Source organism: Pseudomonas sp. B21_DOA, assembly GCA_030544685.1.
Taxonomy (GTDB): Bacteria; Pseudomonadota; Gammaproteobacteria; order Pseudomonadales; family Pseudomonadaceae; genus Aquipseudomonas; species Aquipseudomonas fluorescens_AO.
The window spans coordinates 3,180,591-3,198,305 of record CP086683.1 but is presented as its reverse complement, the minus strand read 5'-3'; the positions used below and the strand labels follow the sequence as shown (position 1 = coordinate 3,198,305).

Here is a 17,715-nt window from a genome sequence, read left to right as displayed (position 1 = left end):
CTCTATTTCTCTCGCCATTGCCCGTTTACACAGGACAGACGCAGTCCTCTCGTAGAAATTTTTCGAAGGTGAATGACACATTTTTAGAGCTAGGTGGGAGTAACTGGGGGACCGTTGAGCAGGGAAAAATATTAGCGGCAGGACTATGGTTCCCCATATTTCTGGCGTTCATAATGCCAAGCCTTGTGATTGCTTACGGAGTGATTTTTTACCCCGAGCACTTTAGTGATCCGTGGCGCGAACTATTCGGTTTTATTCAAGTGTCCATAAGTATTTCCCTACTCTCCTTTCTTCCGATAGGCGCTTACGTCTATGGAATGATCTCTAGTGTCTACTCATCAGCAAAAACCTACCCCGTCCGCTTCAACCGCCAACGCCGCGAAGTCTGCTACGTCGACAGCAAAACCCGCCGCGTCCTCATCGTACCTTGGGAAAGCGTCGTCGCCTGGGTCTCCAACACTCAGGGCGTCACCAGTTATGGCGCTACTCGCCAGTACACGTTCGGCATGGGTCTGGAGGATGAGGAGCAGGACAAAGTGCAATTCCTCCTGCTACCACAACCCAGCGATGTACATGCTTTAGGGATGTGGACTTCAATTCGTAATTATATGGAAGACGGTCAGTTGGTAGATGCTCCAAACCCGATGCTCAAGGCACTGGGTTTGACTCCATCCGGTGATCGGCTCAAACCGTACGAAGGCCTACACACTTTTGAAATCGAACGCGAAGACGCACGCGCGATGGGGTCACTGGACGAGGGTGGCGACGAACTGACGCCCGAGCAGCGCGAGCATTACGGTTACTCGAAAAAATCCCATTGGCCACTGCGCTGCTGGTACATGTGGCGTGTGCTGAGCTTCTGGAAGATGCCTTACATGCTAGCCGAATGGGCGCATCGCAAAGGGCGGCCTATCCTTCCGGAGCAAGTGCAAACATGGTCTGAGCCGTTGCCACCAGAGCAATGGGCCAAGCCCAGCGGTGCATTGGTGAAAGCCAATCAAATGGTCAAGACTGCCATGGACAAAAAAGGCGCCACGTTCGTCGAAGCGTGCAAAGCGGCGGGTTTGCATGGATGAAATGTGAGCAACCAAGGTCGTCTATTTCTATGAATTTTTAACATCTGTTAAAACGTAAAGCCGATTTGTTTCGGTTTATCCGACACCATATGTCGGAGATCTCGAGTCTGAAAAGCCAATGAATACCCGTCAGATAACGCTTGCCAATCGATGGACCGCAACCTTTCAAAACATCGGCGAGTTTCGCATGGGCGTCGAGGGCTGGGGCTTGCTTCTACAGGGTCCGGATAACCAGACGATCAAATACTTCGCAGACCAGATTGTTCTAGCGAACGATGGGGACGGCAACCAAGCCAACACCTGCATCCTGCTCTCGGGCGATGGTGTTTACGGCTATTTGCGTACGGCCATAGACGGCGACTGGGTAATCGATTTTGCGCGAGGGATGATTGCCCCTCATCGAGTAACGATTCGCCACCATCACGACGCTTACGACGAAAGCCTTTCACTATACGAACAGCCGGCCTTCAAACGTGCGCGCCAGTACGTCAGTGTTGTCGGAAAACACATCTATCTGACCTTTCCGCTAACCAGAGATGAGGATTTTCCCAATTTGTGGGAGGAATACTTGGCAATCCGCAAGCGCCAACTGGATGAGCTTTACTTCGCAACCTGATGAACGCATGGCTACATCCGGTACGCATCCCAACCGTTTTACGTCCTCACATTTCTCCAGTGTCCGACCCTCCCAAATTAAGCTTCACCTAAGCTTCCCTCGTTAGCATCCCGGCTCATCAACCTGTCGTCTTGAGCCGTGGATGAGTCCCTCCGACATGAAAGCCTTCGATCTACCCTCCCAGCCGCAATCCAACTTCAGCCTCGTTCTGGTCAATTACAAAACCCCGGACATTACCCGCATGTGTCTGGAACTGTTGCGTGAGCATGTCCAGGCGCAGGGCATTCCAGTGTGGGTGGTGGACAACGATTCGGCGGATGCCAGCCTTGATTACTTGCGTTCGCTGGACTGGATCAATCTGATCGAGCGGCCGTCGCCGGGCAAGGAAGCGGGGCATATTGCCCATGGCAAGGCGCTGGATCTGGCCTTGGCGAAAGTTGAGACCGACTACTTGTTTCTGCTGCACACCGACACCTTTGTCTACGACATGGAAGTGTTCGCGATGATGATGCGCGAGTGCACGAAAAGTGCAGACATGGCGGCGGTCGGTTGTGTGGAGCAACTTGATCGTGGGTTATTGCGAGATACCTGGCGTTTAACTTCGCGGTTCTGCAAACATCATGTTCGTCGGCTAAAAATTCATTTCGGCCTGCGTTCGAAACCGCCCCGTCCGTATAAAGAAACCCATCTGAAAAGTTTCTGCACGCTGTGGAATGCGCGTTTGATGAAGTCGCTGGGTTTGCACTTCTGTATGGATGAGGAGGTACCTGGTTACACGCTTCAGGATCGGATGGTCGAGTTGGGCTATGGCGTCAGGTTCCTCTCGCCGCGGAGGATCTTTCGCTATCTGGATCACATCCAGGCCGGCACCGTCGCGGCGGCGGGCACGTATGGCAAGGATCATCGCCGGACAAAAATGTACCAGCAGACCCTCAAACGCTTGCAGGCGCAGCACGGCAAAGCCGGCATGCAAGCTTCGACTTGATCGAAAGCAATAAAAAAGGGCGACTGCAAAGTCGCCCTTTTTGTTTGCGGATTCTGTATACAACTTTTGCAAGTAGTGGAGTTCGCCCAGTGTAATGGCCTGGCAATCCATGCACCGGTAAAGAGCCCTGACACTGGGCGAACGCCGAGGATTTTAATTCAAACAAGTGGATATGTCGTCCTGGGGAAACATGAAATTTTTGAACTGAAAAGTTAAAAACTGTGTTTTACCGATTTTCCCCGAGAATTGTCTTACAAAAAACTTTACATGATTGCTCTCATACATAAAGCTGTACAAGAGCAATAAACTTGTAGAGCTACTACTCAACTATCGTGCTGACTGGTCACTTTCAAGATATCGGTATAAGTGACAATAACGCTCTGCCCTACTTTCAGATCCTTCAACTTGGCCTGAATCTCCGGCCTCTGCACATCGAGCGTCTTCGATTGTCCCGACGGATTTTCCAAGGTGACCTGATGGGTCTTCAAATCGATTTTGCTGATTTTCAACTGCACCTGAACCTGCCGATAAGCCTCACCGCCCGGGTTGTCGCTGCCCGGAGCCTTGCGCAGTTCGCCGGTACGTTCGGTGGTGCCTGGCAGACCTTTATCCACATCTGTATCGAGATAAGCGGCGACAGATCGCTGCACCTCGATCTTCACCAAGTCCCCTACTTTAAGATTGGCGAGGTTTTTCGCTTTGTCGCTGAGCTGAACGTGGACTTGTCGCCCCTCGGGGCCTTCCAGCACGACTTGATGATTGGCCGGGTCAACGGAGAGCACTTTGGTGGTAACGGAATCGGCCTCAACGGCGGCGGATAACGGAATGTCGGCAGCCAGAGCGCCGAAACTGGTGGCAGAAAGCAGCGTTGCGAGGGTGATGGCCTTGGCCAGAGCGTCGAGCTTCATATGCATTACTTTCCCTGTGATGAAATGGCGACGCCCGCTGCCGAATCGACTTCAGCGACGGGCGTGCCGGTGAGCATAGACGCTGTTCAGGGCTTGACTTGGGTTTGTGGGCCGCGGGTATGTGGCTCGGCGGTCTCTTGCGCCGTGGATTCGCCACTTGGCGTGCCTTTGCCGCTGTCCTGTCGCTGCTTGGGATCGGTGGGGCGCAGGGCGTCGTTATCGCGTTCGGTTTCGCCGGCCGGGCGCGGTTCGTCGGGGTTGTCGTTCTGGTTGATGGTGGTATTCATGGCAAGAGTCCTCAGGCATCGGGATCGTCGAGTTCGCGGGCGACGTTGACCTCGGGTGACTGCTTGTGCAGATCGTCGGCTTTGGCGCGTAGCAATTGCCATTGCTCAAGGTCGATCGCGCCTTGGCCGAGCAGGTCATCGGCGATGCGCTGCAGATCGAAATAGTGAGCGTCGGGCGATTGCTGCCAAAGAGTCTGATCGTCGAACAGGCGTTGCCAGGTGTTGAGGTCTGGGAGTTGCACGTCGTCGCTCATGGGTGAGTCCGAAAATGGCGGGTTTCTGGGTAGAGCGTATTGGCGAAGGGAGAGTTCCGAGCGGTTTGATTAGTGGTGACCTTGATGGCGCCATCGCTGGCAAGCCAGCTCCCACAGGGATTGGGGTTAAGCTGTAATTCATCGGTGTTTTTGAGATAGCTATCGCGAGCAGGCTCACTCCTACAAGAGCAAGAGCAAGAGCAAGAGCAAAAGATCGCAGCCTTCGGCAGCTGCTACAGTGATCGCGCCAACCATGAGGTCGAGTGTCAGCTCGCCTGCTCTTGGTCTTGATCCACCGGCGACGTCGGAAGGCTGAGTGGAGGGATTGATCCGGGCGTGGGAGCGCAGCGACCGTCTGGCGCAGCCAGACACAGCGGAAGGAGGTGCAGCGAAGCAAACCGTAGCCGCTGCGCCCGGATCATCCCGCAGCGAAGGAACCCGAGCCTGCGAGGGCCGAACGTAGGAGCTAGCGTTTTTGCTTACTTTTTTGGCGCTTCCCCCGTGTCAGCCTACCTGTCACCTCTGTTGATTGACTCAACCATTCATGGGGGCGAAGGTGTCTAGCAATGCCGAAGCGTTATGACGATGACTTCAGAGACTGGGCTGTTCTTCAAATGATGCCGCCCTTAAACCGTTCCGTAGCAGAGCTCGCCGTTGCAATCGGCGTCACCCCACAGTCACTGCGAAACTGGAGGCAAATGGCTAGAGATAAAGGATTGATTGTTCCTGGGAATAATAAAACCAGCAATCAGTGGTCCAGCGCCGACAAATTCAACGCCGTTCTGGAAACCGCGCCGTTGAGCGAGGTAGAGCTTTCACAATATTGCCGAATCAAGGGCATTTATCCTGAGCAGATTCAGCAATGGCGCCAAGCTTGCCAGAATGCCAACACTGCGATGGAGCCTCAGCCCAACAAAAAACCGACCACCGAGCAAATACGGATAAAGGAGCTGGAGCGACAACTGCTTCGATCCGATGCTGATTGCAAGGAGGCGGTCGCTTTACTGGAACTCAGAAAAAAGCCAATGCGATCTGGGGCAAGGACAAGGAAGGCTGATCAGCGCCCCTGATCGTGTGCAGGCTTTGGGCCTGATCGCTGAGGCAGTAGCAAGTGGTGCTCGTCGGTTTCGTGCATGCAAAGAGATCGGGCTGTGTTTGCGGACGGTTCAGCGTTGGCGACACTGCGAAGCCGACAAGCGCCAGATCATCAAGCGCGAAGCACCGTCCAACAAACTCAGCGTCGCAGAGCGTCAGGCTGTTTTGGATGCTGCTAATCAACCTGGCTACGCGAGTCTGACACCGCACCAGATTGTCCCGAAGTTAGCTGACGAAGGTATCTATCTGGCATCGGAATCAACATTCTATCGGGTGCTGAAAGAGGCAAATCAGAATAGCCGTCGAGGCCGAGCCAAAGCTCCGAAGCGCCGAGCTTTGACCACACATTGTGCTGATGCCCCAAATCGAGTTTGGTGTTGGGATATCACGTGGTTACCCACCACCGTTAAAGGTCGCTTTTACTACTGGTACATGGTCAAAGACATCTATAGCCGCAAATTAGTGACCAACGAAGTACACGAATCCGAACGCGCAGAACATGCATGCGTACTGCTTGAAAAAGGATGCTTACGAGAGCGTACGGCGGGTCGTCCGCTGGTACTGCACTCGGACAACGGTCACGTAATGAGAGGCTCGCTTCTTCGAGAAAGCATGATTGCATTGGGCGTCGAACCGTCGTTCAGCCGACCCCGAGTAAGCAATGACAACGCCTATGCCGAAGCGCTTTTTCGTACGGCTAAGTATTGCCCGCTGTGGCCCGAGCGGCCCTTCGACAACCTCACGGAAGCACGACTCTGGGTGCAGAAATTCGTTGAGTGGTACAACGACGAGCATCGTCATAGCGCCTTGAAATACGTGACGCCCAATGAGCGTCACGAAGGCAAGGCACCTGCGTTACTGCAGGCACGGGAGAATCTTTACAAGGCAGCCAAAGCAACTAACCCTAGCCGTTGGAGCGGCGAAGTACGTAATTGGAAACTCGCAAACGCTGTTTACCTGAATCCAGAGCGCCCTGAAACAAGGGCGTAATAGACTCCTAAAACAGCCGTGAAGCGACAGATACGTTGACACGCACCGGCTTGTAAAAAGTAAGTCGCCGTAAGGGCGAAACCCTAAGTAGCCGTTACCGCAGCAACGGATATGTACCCGGTCAAGCAGAACAAATCATCGCTCGACAAAAGCCTTCGCGAGCAAGCTCGCTCCCACAGGGAAACTGCACCTACCGTTAATACCCGGTCATTTCCAGATAGCCCTGGCCAGGATGGCTGCCATCAATCTTCACCGGCCCCTCCCAATACGGAATACGCAAATCCATCCACGCATTGCGGTTGATCGCGTCAACGCTGATATCGAGTTGCTTGTCAGGAATGCGGATCGACCATTTCACCGGCATCGGTCGATCAGCCACCTTGGCCGTGTCCTGCGGCGCAAGGCTGATCTGCTCGCTGCGCAATGTCTGAATCTGCCCGTCAGCGGCGATCCACGTGCCGGTCAGATAAGGTGCGCCGTCCTTCTGCCGCATGCGATAGAGCATCACATGTTCGCCGCTGTCCAGATGCAGCGAGAACCAGTCCCAGCCGGTCTGATTAGCGGTCAGCGGCTGACTGCTCCACTCGCGATCGAGCCACGCCGGGCCGCTGACGGTATAGGTCTGGCCGTCGATCTGCAGCGTGCCGCTGGCTTGAAAAAACGGCTGGCTGTAGTAATACGAGGCCTGACCTTCTACAGATTTCTGGCTGAAACCCTGGTCGCCCTGCAGCACCAGCGGGCGGCTTGAGGTGAGGCGAAGTTGATAAGCGAAATTTTTGTCACGAGCACTGAGTTGCATGTCGCGCAACGGATCCTGCGCCTGGCTGGCAAACATCCAGTCGTCGATCCACGCCTCGAACGGCGCCAGCCGTACGCCGGCCTGCCCTACTCCGCCCCGGGCGTAGCGCTCGGCGGCGTGGTGCGCCGAGCGCGAAGTAACCGCCGCATGGCCCAGCCAGATTGTTTGATTGCCCCACCCGGCTTGCTCGGCAACCGGTTTCAGGGCACTGCGAAACAGCGTCCATTGCACGCCGAAATCATTGCCTTGCTGATCCTTCAGATTGGCAGTGACGTACCACCACTCGATGCGAAAACCATCATGCGCGCCGTGATCGGCGGGAAAACTGAACACCCGACCGGGCACCACCGGGGTGAAGGATTGCGCCTGATCGCCCATGCCGGCAAAGCCCTTCTCCTCGGGTGCAGGCTGATCGCAGCCACCGAGCAGCAGCACCAGCATCAACACGATGCTGTTAATCCTCATGGGCAAAGGTCCTCAGCAAGTCCGCCGGTTGCGTGCGGTACAGCGAATACAGCGGCCATGCCGAAGCCAGTAAAGTCGCGAGCAAGGCCAGGCCCATCAGTTGCAACAACTGCAACGGAAACACCCGCAACGGCAAGCGCCAGCCGAACGCCTGCACGTTGATCACAGCATCCAGGCACCACGCCAAGACGATGCCCAGCGGCAGCGCCAACAGCAACGTCAATACGGCGAGCAGCCAGGTCTGGCCGAGGTTGAGCAGCATCAATTGTTTGCGCGTCACGCCCAGCGCCCACAGCGGTGCGAGTTGACTGAGGCGACTCTGGCTTTGGGTCAGCAGACTGATGAACAGCGCCACGCCGGCGACGGCCAAGGTCAGGCTGTTCAAGGCTGCCGTCGCGGCAAAGGTGCGTTCGAAGACTTGCACCGACCAGCCCTTGAGCCGGGCCTGATCGACGATGTGGTTGTCATCCAGCTCAAAGCGCGCCTGCAAGGCGTTGAGCAACGCCGGAATCTTTGGCGGATCGATGCGCAGATTGAAGCGGTTCGGCGTGAGCTGCGGCCAGCCGCGCAACAGGTGCTCGCTGCTGATCAGCACGTGCCCTTTCGGATTACCATAGTCGGCGTAGATGCCGACGATGCGCGGCGACCACGTGCCGTTCGGCGTCGGAATACGCAGATGCTCGCCCGCCTTCAATCTCAGCCGTCGTGCCAGTTGTTCGCTGAGCATCACCGCATCATCCGTCGCCAGTTTGCCCCACGGATCGCTGCCACTGCTGTCGAGCAACGGCCAATGCTGGCGATAGTGCGGGTGGTCGATGATGCCGTAGACATCCGCCGGCCAGCCTTGCAGCGTCACCGAAACCTGCCAGTTGGGCAGCACAGCGGTGACCGTCGGCTGCTGCTTGAGCCAACTGTGCATCTCGCGGGCCTGCGCCGGGTTGGCCGGGTTGATGTACAACTCGGCGCTCAGGCGTTGTTCAAGCCAGTCGTTGAAGGTCTGGCGAAAACCGGCGGTCATGCTGCCAGCGCCGATGTTCGCCGCGAGCGCCAACAGCAGCGCCATCAGCGCCAGACTCAGGGCAGGCAGTTGCTGGCGGCAGTCGGCGAGAAACCACTGGCCGAGCACCGACCGACTGCGCCCGAGCAGCGGGTTCAACAACGCGCTGAGCAGCACCGGCAAAGCCAGCGCGGCACCGAGCAACAGCCCGGCCATCAGCACGAAACCGCTGCTCAGGCTGTCGCCCCAGATCAGCGCCGCCAGCGCAATCGCCAGCAGTGCCGTCGCCAGCCAACCCTGCCGGCGCAACCAGCGCGAATATTGTTGATGCCAGGCCTGCGGATCGGCCACCGCCAGCAACGGCAGGCGCGCCGCCCGCAGCAGACTGTTGGCCCCGGCCAGCAATGCGCCGAGCAAGCTCAGACCGATGCCGCTGAACCACCACCAGGGACTCAGACGCAACTGCCCCGCCACTTCTGCGCCATATAAGCCGCGCAGGCTGGCGGCGACGTCCGGCAGCAGAATACTGGCCAGCCAGTAGCCGCTGATCACACCGAACAACCCACCGATCAGCGCCAGCACACCTAGTTCAACCACCAGACACGCGATCAGCATTCGCGCACTGACGCCGCAAGCACGCAATGTGCGCAGCAAGCCTCGGCGCTGTTCCAGAGCGAGGCCGATGGCGGCGTGGACGATGAACAAGCCGACCAGAAACGACAGAAATCCAAGCGCATCAAGATTGAGGTGAAAGCTCTCGGTCAGCCGCGCCAGATTGTTTTCTTCACCGCTGCTTTTGAGCTGCAAGCGTTCGTTGAAACTCGCTGGTAATTCCTGATGAAAATCCTTGGGCAACAGCAGTCGCGACAATTGCTCAGGTTGTTCGAGCAGGCGTTGCGCTACGCCGATGTCGACCAGCAACAACCCCGGCGCCATGTCCTTCTGCGCGAGCAGCGGCGGCAGGGTCTGGCCGTTCGCGGTTTGCGCTGTATCACCTTCGCGCAAGCCGAGCATTTGCAGGGTGTCCGGAGAAATCCAGGTGCTGCCCGGCGGGCTGAAAAATTCGACGATGCGCTCAATCGGCATCGCCTGCCCGGCCACTGCGGAATCCCCGGCAGCGACACCGGCTCGATGCCCATCACCTGAATCCGCTGATCTTCGTGGCCCTTGAGCGTTAGCCGGCCCTGCAACACCGGCGACACCGGCCAGCCCTGACGGCGCAACTCGATAAACCAACGCTGGGGAAATGGAGCACCATTTGGTGTGCTCAGGCTGGCTTGGGGTTCGCCGCCGATCATCTGGCTGGCCCGCGCGTAGCTGTCGCGGGCCTGGCTGTTCAGCGCCTCGACGCCAGTGAGCAGACTGGTGGCCAGCCACAACCCGGTCAGCACACTGAAAAACTGCACGGGATGGCGCCGCCAGTGGCTGAGCAGCGCACGCAGGGTTTGCCGCCAGATCATCAGGCCACCCGCCCGTTCGACAACACCACACGCTGGGCCAATCGCGCCGCGACGCGCTGGCTGTGAGTGACCATCAACAGGGTCGTCGGCGTGTCATCGAGCAATTCCAGCAACAGCCGCAGCACTTCATCACTGGTCGCTTCATCGAGGCTGCCGGTGGGTTCATCGGCCAACAGCAATTTCGGCTGCGAGGCCAATGCTCGGCCCAATGCGACGCGCTGCTGCTGGCCGCCGGAAAGTTGTTCGGGATACCGCGAGAGCAGATCGCCCAGCCCCAGACGCTGCACCAGATGCGCCTGCCACCGCGGCTCATGGCGCCCAGCCAGGCGCGCCTGAAACGCAAGGTTGTCTTCCACGCGCAAACTGCCGATCAGGTTGAACTGCTGAAACACCAGACCGATTTCCGTGCGGCGCCAGTTCGCCAGTTGCCCTTCGCTCATGGATTCCAGGCGATGTCCGCTGCTGCGAATGCTGCCGCTGTCGACCTTGTCCAGCCCGGCCACCAGATGCAACAGCGTGCTTTTGCCACTGCCCGATTCACCCATCAGCGCGAGGCTGCCACCGGCCTCCAGCGTCAGGTCGACGCCTTGTAGTACCGGCAACGAACCCTGGGGCGTGGCATAGCTTTTGAAAACGTCGCGAACCTCAAGCATGAGCAAACCCGATCATTGAACCTGGGCCAAGGATAGCGGCCCGGAGCGGTATTTGTCCGCTGGTCATCTGTTTCATTGAACAACAGCTGAGAGTGTCGCTGCCTGTGCAGGCCTCTTCGCGAGCAGGCTCGCTCCCACAGGGAGATCGCGTTCCAATGTGGGAGCGAGCCTGCTCGCGAAGAGGCCCGCCCGGTCCAATCGAATCTCACTGCCCCGAAGCCACACTCGCCGGCGCCCGCTCAGGCGTCACGATGCTGCCCAGATCGATATGCTTCCACTCAGGCTTGGCCCCCAGCCGCGCATTGAAGCGGTAGTTGAAGGTGAACTCATCCGCCGTCGGCATGCTCAGCGGTTTGCCATACACCGCCTCAATCCCCGCCAGGTCGTAACCCATCACCTGCAACAGCGTCGGGAAAATGTTGTAGTGGCTGGAGCGGTCCTTGTTTGTCGGCAAATTCGCCGCCCAGTCCGGTGTCTGCAATCCTCGGCCCTGAATCACCACCAGCGGCACCAGCCCTTCCTCTTCCACCGGGTCGCCGCCGCAGTGGGTATTCAAGCCCGGGTTGCCGCGCTCATGCAGATCCTGACCATGATCGGAGGTGTAGATCAGCAGCGCGTTGTTGAGGTTGGCCTGGGCAAACACCCGGGCGAAAAATTCGCCAACGTTCCACAACAGCGTGTTCTTGTAGGCGTTGCGATACAGCACCCAGTCATCCGGCTGGCCATTGAAACCGGCGCGTTCGCCAGTGTCGGCGACTTCGGTGAACTGCCCGCGTGGCAGCGTTGGCCGGTACGCCATGAACGCGTCCGGGTATTTGTCATGCACCGGAAAATGCGCGCCGACCTTGTTGATCACGATCAGCTCCGCGTGATCGTCGTTGAGCAATTCGATCAGCTTCGCCGCTGCCGCCATATCGCGGTCGCGCACGCTGGTCTGGTCGAATTGCACGAAACTGTCGATGTCGTTTTTCTCGGCAGCGGTCATCAGGTTCTGCAGATTGCCGGCCGTGCGCTGGGCGTCGATGTACACCGTGCCGAGCCCGGCCTTTTTCGCGTACTGCCAGATCGACGGCAACGTGCTGTTCATGCGTCTGTAGTCGGCGCGGGTGCCGCCGTAGCGCAAGGTGACGTTGGTGTCGGCGCTGCAATTGGCAATGGACGCGGCATAACCGAAGTTGAAGACGTCAACCCCGGCCGGTGCTTGCTTGAGGTTGCTGTGCACACCGAACGGCGCGTTGATATCGAGGTAATTGCCGGAAATGCTTTCGTCGATGATCAGCACGATGTCGTGGTCAATGGCAGGTGCGGAGCGTGTGAGCGTCACTGGTTCACGCGGGCCGACGGTGTCATGCAGCGCTTCGTAGGCAAACAGATTCAGGTAGGCCAGCGGCGTGTACATGATCGGCAGTCCGCGCGCGCCCTCGCCCGCCCGTAAAAACAGCAATCCGCTGAGCACCAACACGCCGATGACCGGAGCCGCTACTCGCAACGTATTGGGGATGAACAGCGCATGACGCGGTTTGAGCCCGATGCCGAACAACAGCAACAAGCCACTGAGCACCGCGCGCAGGATCGCATCGCGGTACTGATACGCGGCTTCCTGAATGAAGCCGCCGGAGTACACCAGCGAGACAAAATCGCTGTACCTCAGGTAATCCGCGGTGACCCGGGTGTAAACATCAAAAAAACTGCTGCGGCAAACATCGTTAATGCGAATGCATGTCGAACAAGAGCCTGACGTATATACGCACTTAGATATAACGCTAAAGTAAGCGCCAAAAACATCGCGCCAAAAACAAGTGCATTGCGACCCCACCCGATAGCATTTAACCGATCCAGATAATAGTCGGAATAGAGCAACAGATAGGCAACTAAGAGCAGTTCCTTGGCGTACTTGAACATGGCGATACCGGTGGTCGGAAAAGGGCAGATGTCAAAGGTTTGTCGGTCCGAACCTGACACTAGCACCCGGCCATCAAAGCGCAAGAAATGACTGATAGCCGGGCAAAGCGTCAAAAAAACGGTGACTCAAATCTGACACACCCTCAGCGCTTAAAGCCTTTAATTTCGGGGACTTAGACCGTCTGTCGGTTAAATTGAATCTGAACAAATCTGCAAAAAAACAACAAATCCAATCGCAGCAATGACTTGATGGCCAATCGCCAAAAACATCTCAAGTGTTATACCCGTGCAACATGTCATTTTGCTGACACGCTTTCCAAACGCTGCGCTATACCCCTTTAACCAACTTCTTCCGAACTTCTTCTTTTCGTTTTATCGAGGGTGCGCAGATGGACGTGAGCGTATTTGGCACTGGCTATGTCGGACTTATACAAGCCGCTGCACTTGCCGATGTCGGCCATCGGGTTTTATGCATTGATATTGATCCGAACAAGATCAAACAATTGCAACAAGCGGTTCCGCCCATTAGTGAGCCAGGCCTGTCCGCGACGCTTGAAGAAAACATCAAGGCCGGTCGCTTGTTGTTCAGCACTCAGGCCAGTGATGCGGTGACTCACGCCGAGCTGATTTTCATCGCTGTGGGCACCCCGGCGGACGAAGACGGCTCTGCCGACCTCAGCCATGTGCTCAATGTCGCCCGGCAGATTGCCGGCCTGATGGAAGCCGATCGCACGCTCATCATCAAATCCACGGTGCCGGTCGGCACTGCCGATCAGGTTCTGGCCACGGCCACCAGCGAATTGCTGTTGCGCGGCAAAACCGAGCTGCAGGTGCGCGTGGTATCCAACCCGGAATTTCTCAAGGAAGGCAGCGCCCTCGCCGACTGCATGCGCCCGGACCGGATCATCATCGGCACCCGCGACGACGCTGCCCGCGAGCAGATGAGCGAGCTGTACGCGCCGTTCTGCCGCAATCACGAAAAACTGATGTTCATGGACAACCGCAGCGCCGAGCTGACCAAGTACGCGGCCAACGCGATGCTCGCCACCCGCATCAGTTTCATGAACGAACTGGCCAACCTCACCGAGCTGCTCGGCGCCGACATCGAAGCGGTGCGTAAAGGCATCGGTTCCGACCCGCGCATCGGCTACCACTTCATTTATCCGGGCTGCGGCTTCGGTGGCTCGTGCTTTCCCAAGGATCTGCGGGCCTTGCTGCACACCGCCGAACACAACGGCATGCCGCTGAAATTGCTGCGCAGCGTCACCGATGTCAACGACAGCCAGCGGCACATCCTGTTCAGCAAATTGCGCGCGCAGTTTCCGCAAGGCCTGGCCGGCAAATCCATTGCGGTCTGGGGCCTGGCATTCAAACCGAACACCGACGATATGCGCGAAGCCCCGAGCCGTTATCTGATGGACGCGTTGTGGGCCGAAGGCGCCAGCGTGCAGGCCTACGATCCGGAAGCCATGTCCGAGTGTCGGCGCATCTACGGCTACCGCAACGACCTGCATCTGTGCGCGACCCGCGACGACACCCTCGAAGACGCCGACGCGCTGGTGATCTGCACCGAATGGAAGAACTTCCGCGTGGTCGATTTCGAGTTGCTCGCCGAGAAGCTGCGTTCGAAGGTGATCATCGACGGCCGCAACCTGTACAACCCGGAACAGGTCGCCGCCGCCGGCCTGCATTACAGCGGCATCGGTCTGCGCCACATCGCCCCCGAAGGGCTGCGGCCATGAAGATTCTGGTGACCGGTGCCGCCGGTTTCATTGGTGCCCATTGCGTCCTGCGTTTGCTGCGCGACGGGCATTCGGTGGTCGGCCTGGACAATTTCAACCACTACTACGACCCGCAGCTCAAGCACGACCGCGTGCAGTGGGTGCGCGAGCAGGTGGGCGATTTTCCGCTGGCCACGGTGGATCTGGCCCACGCTTCGGCGATCGACGCACTGTTTGCCCGCGAGCAACCACAAGTGGTGATCCATTTGGCGGCGCAGGCCGGGGTGCGTTATTCGCTGGACAACCCACGGGCGTATCTGGACAGCAACCTCAATGGTTTCCTGAACATTCTCGAGAGCTGCCGGCATCACCCGGTCGAGCATCTGATCTACGCCTCGTCGAGTTCGGTGTACGGCGCCAATCAACACACGCCTTACTCGGTCAAGGACGGCGTCAATCACCCGCTGTCGCTGTACGCCGCGACCAAAAAAGCCAACGAGCTGATGGCGCACAGCTACAGCCATCTGTTCGGCATTCCCTGCACCGGCCTGCGCTTTTTCACCGTGTACGGGCCTTGGGGCCGGCCGGACATGTCGCCGATCCAGTTCGCCCGGGCGATCAGCGAAGGCGAGCCGCTGAAGCTGTTCAATTACGGCGAGCACCAGCGCGACTTCACCTACATCGACGACATCATCGAAAGCATCGCCCGCCTCATCGATCAGCCACCGCAAGCCAATCCGCAGTGGGATCGCGAACAGCCCGACCCGGCCAGCAGCATGGCGCCGTGGCGCCTGTTCAACATTGGCGGACAGCAACCGGTTGCACTGAAAACCTACCTCGCGCTCATGGAAAAACACCTAGATCGCAAAGCCATCGTCGAGCTGCTGCCGCTGCAACCGGGCGACGTGCTCAACACCTGCGCCGAGGCCAGCGATCTGGCCCAGGCCACCGGATTCCAGCCCCGGATAGAACTGGATGAAGGACTGGGCCGCTTCATCGCCTGGTTCCGCAACTACTACCCCACTGCCCGTGCGCCGCTTGCGGCTGGATGAATGCGGAGGACGCCATGACTGGACATGAAAGAAGTGTGTCGATTGCACAGATGCGCCCTGACAAGCGCGTCGACCCGGAACATCGCATGCGCCTCGACGCGGCGATCCATCGTCAGGGTCGCGGCTGGCTCAGCGGCCGCGATGGCGGCCGCCCATGGCAGCTGTCGCGGACCAATCGCGTGGTTGCCTGCCTCGGCGCGCTGACGATTCTCGTGCTGATCTCGCCGGTGCTGCTGGGTCTGGCCCTGGCCATCAAGTTCACCAGCCCGGGGCCGGTGCTGTTCGTGCAGAAACGCACCGGTTATCGCGGGCGCAAGTTCGGCATGTTCAAGTTCCGCACCATGGTCAGCAACGCCGAAGAACTCAAAGAGTCGCTGCGCCACCTGAACAAGCACGGCGCGGACGCCATCGACTTCAAGATCGACAAGGACCCGCGCGTCACCGGCATCGGCAGCTTTCTGCGGCGCACCAGCCTCGACGAGCTGCCCAACCTGATCAACGTGGTGACCGGCGACATGCGCCTGGTCGGCCCTCGCCCGACCTCGTTCAACGCCTATCGCTACAAGGACAATCACCTCGCGCGTCTGGCGATCTACCCCGGCATGACCGGTCTGTGGCAGATCTCCGGACGCAGCAACATCGACTTCGACCAGCGCGTTGAGTTGGACCTCAGCTACATCGCCGAGCAGAGCCTTCTGCTTGATCTGAAGATTCTGTTGAAAACCCCCTTCAAAGTATTCAGCGGCCACGGAGCAAGCTAATGGACGGTTCAACCAATAAAAGCCTGAGTATCGCCAGCCCCAGCGAATCGAATCTGACTTCGACCGTGCTGGATCTCGACCTGCGCATTCTGTTCCTGACCGCCGCCAACCCCGGCGCCGGCACCACCACCAGCGCTGTGGCACTGGCCAGTCAACTGGCACAGATGAGCAGCGGCCAGGTGCTGCTCGTCGATGCCAGCCAGTCGGCGAACAACCTTACCCAGCAGATGAACCTCGGCAAGGAGCGCGGCCTGCGCGACCTGCTGTTCAACCCGGACAACCCGCCGCTGTTGCAGGACTGCGTGGTGCAGGTTTCGAGCCTGCCCTTTCATGTGCTGCCCAACGGCCGGCCGATCCGCACGCTGGAACACCTGACCGCCGAGCGCCTGAGCCCGTTGCTCGACCAGTTGGGCAGCCAGTACCGCTTCGTGGTGATCGACGGCGACGCGGTGTACTCCGCCGCCGACACCCTGGTCATCAGCACTCAGGTCGACGGCGTGGTGTTTGTCGTGCGCGCCGAAGACACCCGCTGGGAAGTCGCCCAGGCTGCTGTGCAACGCCTGACCCAGGCCGGGGCGAAAGTGGTCGGCAGCGTGTTCAACCGGCGCAAGTACTACATGCCCAAATGGCTTTACAAAAACCTGTAAGCGAACGCAAAGGATGACGCCATGAACGCCAGAATGCTTGTCCTGCTGTTGCTGCCGCTTGCGGGCTGCTCCAGCAATTCCGACACCCAGAACATGCCGGTGAATATTCTCACCGCCTCCCCGGCCAACGCCCAGGCGACCGACATGCCGAAGATCGAGCAGACCCTGCGCCCGCAGGATGTGCTGGACGTGATCTTCCATATCAGCACCAGCGGCTCGGACGCCTACCGCGTGCAATCGGGCGACCAGATCGGCCTGAATTTCACCGCCGCCAGCCAGCTCAATGGCAACCAGCTGGTGCTGCCCGACGGCACCATCGAGCTGCCCGGCGCCAACACCTCGGTGAAAATCGCCGGGTTGACCAGCGAAGAAGCGCGCCAGGAAATCCAGCGCGTCTATCAGCGCAAACAGCTGTTCCAGCCCAACCGCAACCAGCTCACCGTGCAGATCATCAGCCCGCTGAGCAATGAGCAGAACCTGAAAAGCGCGCTGAACCACCCGGCCACCGGCATGAGCCGCGAGATCACCGTCGGCACTGACGGCTACGCGAGTTTTCCGGAAATCGGCGCCGTGCCGCTGCAAGGCATGACCGTCAATCAACTGGAATCCTTCCTCAACAAAAAGTACGCGCAACTGCCGGGCCGCATGACCGTGGACGTGCTGCTCAAGTCCACCGCCGGCAACGAGATCTACGTGCTGGGTGAAGTCGCACAACCGGGCTCGTATCCGATCCGCCGGCCGGTGTCGGTGCTCGAGGCGCTGACCCTGGCGCGCGGCACCAACGTCAAGGCGCGGCTGGATTCGGTGGTGATCATGCGGCGCAACGGCAATCAGGTGAAAGCCGTGCGCTACGACGTTGAAAAAGCCCTGTCCGGCGATGCCCCGCAAATCGCTTACCTGCAACCGGACGACATGCTCTACGTGCCAAAAACCAAACTGGCCAGCGCCGGCGAACTCGCCCGCCAACTGGCTGATGTGGTGCTGTTCCAGGGCGTCGGTTTCAGCTTCGGCTACCGCGTCGACAACAAAGACAGTGACAACTAACTC

Annotated in this window: 14 protein-coding genes and 2 pseudogenes; 9 read left to right on the top strand and 7 right to left on the bottom strand. The window is 58.6% G+C overall.

The window, feature by feature from the left end; all coding sequences use genetic code 11:
* Window positions 1-173: 173 nt before the first annotated feature.
* From LJU32_14605 to LJU32_14595, 3 genes are all read left to right on the top strand, one after another.
* Window positions 174-1,076 (top strand): hypothetical protein, encoded by a 903-nt coding sequence (locus LJU32_14605; GenBank protein WKV87071.1) that lies wholly within the window; start codon window positions 174-176, stop codon window positions 1,074-1,076.
* 118 nt (window positions 1,077-1,194) lie between these two features.
* Entirely contained in the window at window positions 1,195-1,692 is a 498-nt protein-coding gene (locus tag LJU32_14600; protein WKV87070.1) for a hypothetical protein, read from the top strand.
* Between the two features lie 157 nt (window positions 1,693-1,849).
* Window positions 1,850-2,677, top strand: a complete 828-nt coding sequence (locus tag LJU32_14595) for a glycosyltransferase (protein WKV91099.1) — start codon at window positions 1,850-1,852, stop codon at window positions 2,675-2,677.
* Between the two features lie 323 nt (window positions 2,678-3,000).
* On the opposite strand, the gene LJU32_14590 is transcribed toward LJU32_14595, so the two are convergent.
* The 3 genes from LJU32_14590 to LJU32_14580 form a co-directional block, all read right to left on the bottom strand.
* Window positions 3,001-3,585 carry a hypothetical protein gene (locus LJU32_14590; protein ID WKV87069.1) on the bottom strand — a complete coding sequence of 195 codons (585 nt, stop codon included), beginning with the start codon at window positions 3,583-3,585 and terminating at the stop codon, window positions 3,001-3,003.
* Window positions 3,586-3,671: 86 nt separating this feature from the next.
* Window positions 3,672-3,872, bottom strand: a complete 201-nt coding sequence (locus tag LJU32_14585; GenBank protein ID WKV87068.1) for a hypothetical protein — start codon at window positions 3,870-3,872, stop codon at window positions 3,672-3,674.
* Between the two features lie 11 nt (window positions 3,873-3,883).
* Window positions 3,884-4,126, bottom strand: a complete 243-nt coding sequence (locus LJU32_14580; protein WKV87067.1) for a hypothetical protein — start codon at window positions 4,124-4,126, stop codon at window positions 3,884-3,886.
* Window positions 4,127-4,692: 566 nt separating this feature from the next.
* Here LJU32_14580 and LJU32_14575 point away from each other — a divergent pair.
* A protein-coding gene (locus LJU32_14575) for an IS3 family transposase (GenBank protein WKV87066.1) occupies window positions 4,693-6,211 on the top strand; the annotation gives its coding sequence in 2 pieces (ribosomal slippage) (window positions 4,693-5,159 and window positions 5,158-6,211; 1,521 coding nt in all).
* 196 nt (window positions 6,212-6,407) lie between these two features.
* Here LJU32_14575 and LJU32_14570 read toward each other — a convergent pair.
* The 4 genes and pseudogenes from LJU32_14570 to LJU32_14555 form a co-directional block, all read right to left on the bottom strand.
* On the bottom strand, window positions 6,408-7,475 hold the full coding sequence (locus LJU32_14570; protein WKV87065.1) for an iron ABC transporter permease: 1,068 nt from the start codon (window positions 7,473-7,475) through the stop codon (window positions 6,408-6,410).
* Window positions 7,465-9,935 (bottom strand): annotated as a pseudogene (locus tag LJU32_14565) (FtsX-like permease family protein). Before LJU32_14565 ends, LJU32_14570 begins: the two are co-directional and overlap by 11 nt.
* A complete protein-coding gene (locus tag LJU32_14560; GenBank protein WKV87064.1) occupies window positions 9,932-10,585 on the bottom strand; it encodes an ABC transporter ATP-binding protein in 654 nt (217 codons plus the stop codon). The pseudogene LJU32_14565 and the gene LJU32_14560 overlap by 4 nt, the downstream one beginning before the upstream one ends.
* A 205-nt stretch (window positions 10,586-10,790) precedes the next feature.
* Window positions 10,791-12,487: pseudogene (locus tag LJU32_14555) on the bottom strand (sulfatase-like hydrolase/transferase).
* A 389-nt stretch (window positions 12,488-12,876) separates the two neighbouring features.
* On the opposite strand from LJU32_14555, the gene LJU32_14550 reads away from it, so the two are divergent.
* Genes LJU32_14550 through LJU32_14530 form a run of 5 tightly spaced genes read left to right on the top strand, consistent with a single transcriptional unit; the run spans window position 12,877 to window position 17,712 of the window.
* On the top strand, window positions 12,877-14,229 hold the full coding sequence (locus LJU32_14550) for a UDP-glucose/GDP-mannose dehydrogenase family protein (protein WKV87063.1): 1,353 nt from the start codon (window positions 12,877-12,879) through the stop codon (window positions 14,227-14,229).
* Window positions 14,226-15,260, top strand: a complete 1,035-nt coding sequence (locus tag LJU32_14545; protein ID WKV87062.1) for an NAD-dependent epimerase — start codon at window positions 14,226-14,228, stop codon at window positions 15,258-15,260. Before LJU32_14550 ends, LJU32_14545 begins: the two co-directional genes overlap by 4 nt.
* A gap of 14 nt (window positions 15,261-15,274) precedes the next feature.
* On the top strand, window positions 15,275-16,021 hold the full coding sequence (locus LJU32_14540) for a sugar transferase (protein ID WKV87061.1): 747 nt from the start codon (window positions 15,275-15,277) through the stop codon (window positions 16,019-16,021).
* On the top strand, window positions 16,021-16,668 hold the full coding sequence (locus tag LJU32_14535) for a CpsD/CapB family tyrosine-protein kinase (GenBank protein WKV87060.1): 648 nt from the start codon (window positions 16,021-16,023) through the stop codon (window positions 16,666-16,668). The genes LJU32_14540 and LJU32_14535 overlap by 1 nt, the downstream gene beginning before the upstream one ends.
* A 21-nt stretch (window positions 16,669-16,689) precedes the next feature.
* A complete protein-coding gene (locus LJU32_14530) occupies window positions 16,690-17,712 on the top strand; it encodes a polysaccharide biosynthesis/export family protein (protein ID WKV87059.1) in 1,023 nt (340 codons plus the stop codon).
* Window positions 17,713-17,715: the final 3 nt, after the last annotated feature.

Bases quoted from the DNA above. Each gene is read 5' to 3' on its own strand.
- LJU32_14605 (WKV87071.1), top strand. From the start codon at position 174: ATGCCAAGCCTTGTGATTGCTTACGGAGTGATTTTTTACCCCGAGCAC.
- LJU32_14600 (WKV87070.1), top strand. From the start codon at position 1,195: ATGAATACCCGTCAGATAACGCTTGCCAATCGATGGACCGCAACCTTT.
- LJU32_14595 (WKV91099.1), top strand. From the start codon at position 1,850: ATGAAAGCCTTCGATCTACCCTCCCAGCCGCAATCCAACTTCAGCCTC.
- LJU32_14590 (WKV87069.1), bottom strand. From the start codon at position 3,585: ATGAAGCTCGACGCTCTGGCCAAGGCCATCACCCTCGCAACGCTGCTT.
- LJU32_14585 (WKV87068.1), bottom strand. From the start codon at position 3,872: ATGAATACCACCATCAACCAGAACGACAACCCCGACGAACCGCGCCCG.
- LJU32_14580 (WKV87067.1), bottom strand. From the start codon at position 4,126: ATGAGCGACGACGTGCAACTCCCAGACCTCAACACCTGGCAACGCCTG.
- LJU32_14570 (WKV87065.1), bottom strand. From the start codon at position 7,475: ATGAGGATTAACAGCATCGTGTTGATGCTGGTGCTGCTGCTCGGTGGC.
- LJU32_14560 (WKV87064.1), bottom strand. From the start codon at position 10,585: ATGCTTGAGGTTCGCGACGTTTTCAAAAGCTATGCCACGCCCCAGGGT.
- LJU32_14550 (WKV87063.1), top strand. From the start codon at position 12,877: ATGGACGTGAGCGTATTTGGCACTGGCTATGTCGGACTTATACAAGCC.
- LJU32_14545 (WKV87062.1), top strand. From the start codon at position 14,226: ATGAAGATTCTGGTGACCGGTGCCGCCGGTTTCATTGGTGCCCATTGC.
- LJU32_14540 (WKV87061.1), top strand. From the start codon at position 15,275: ATGACTGGACATGAAAGAAGTGTGTCGATTGCACAGATGCGCCCTGAC.
- LJU32_14535 (WKV87060.1), top strand. From the start codon at position 16,021: ATGGACGGTTCAACCAATAAAAGCCTGAGTATCGCCAGCCCCAGCGAA.
- LJU32_14530 (WKV87059.1), top strand. From the start codon at position 16,690: ATGAACGCCAGAATGCTTGTCCTGCTGTTGCTGCCGCTTGCGGGCTGC.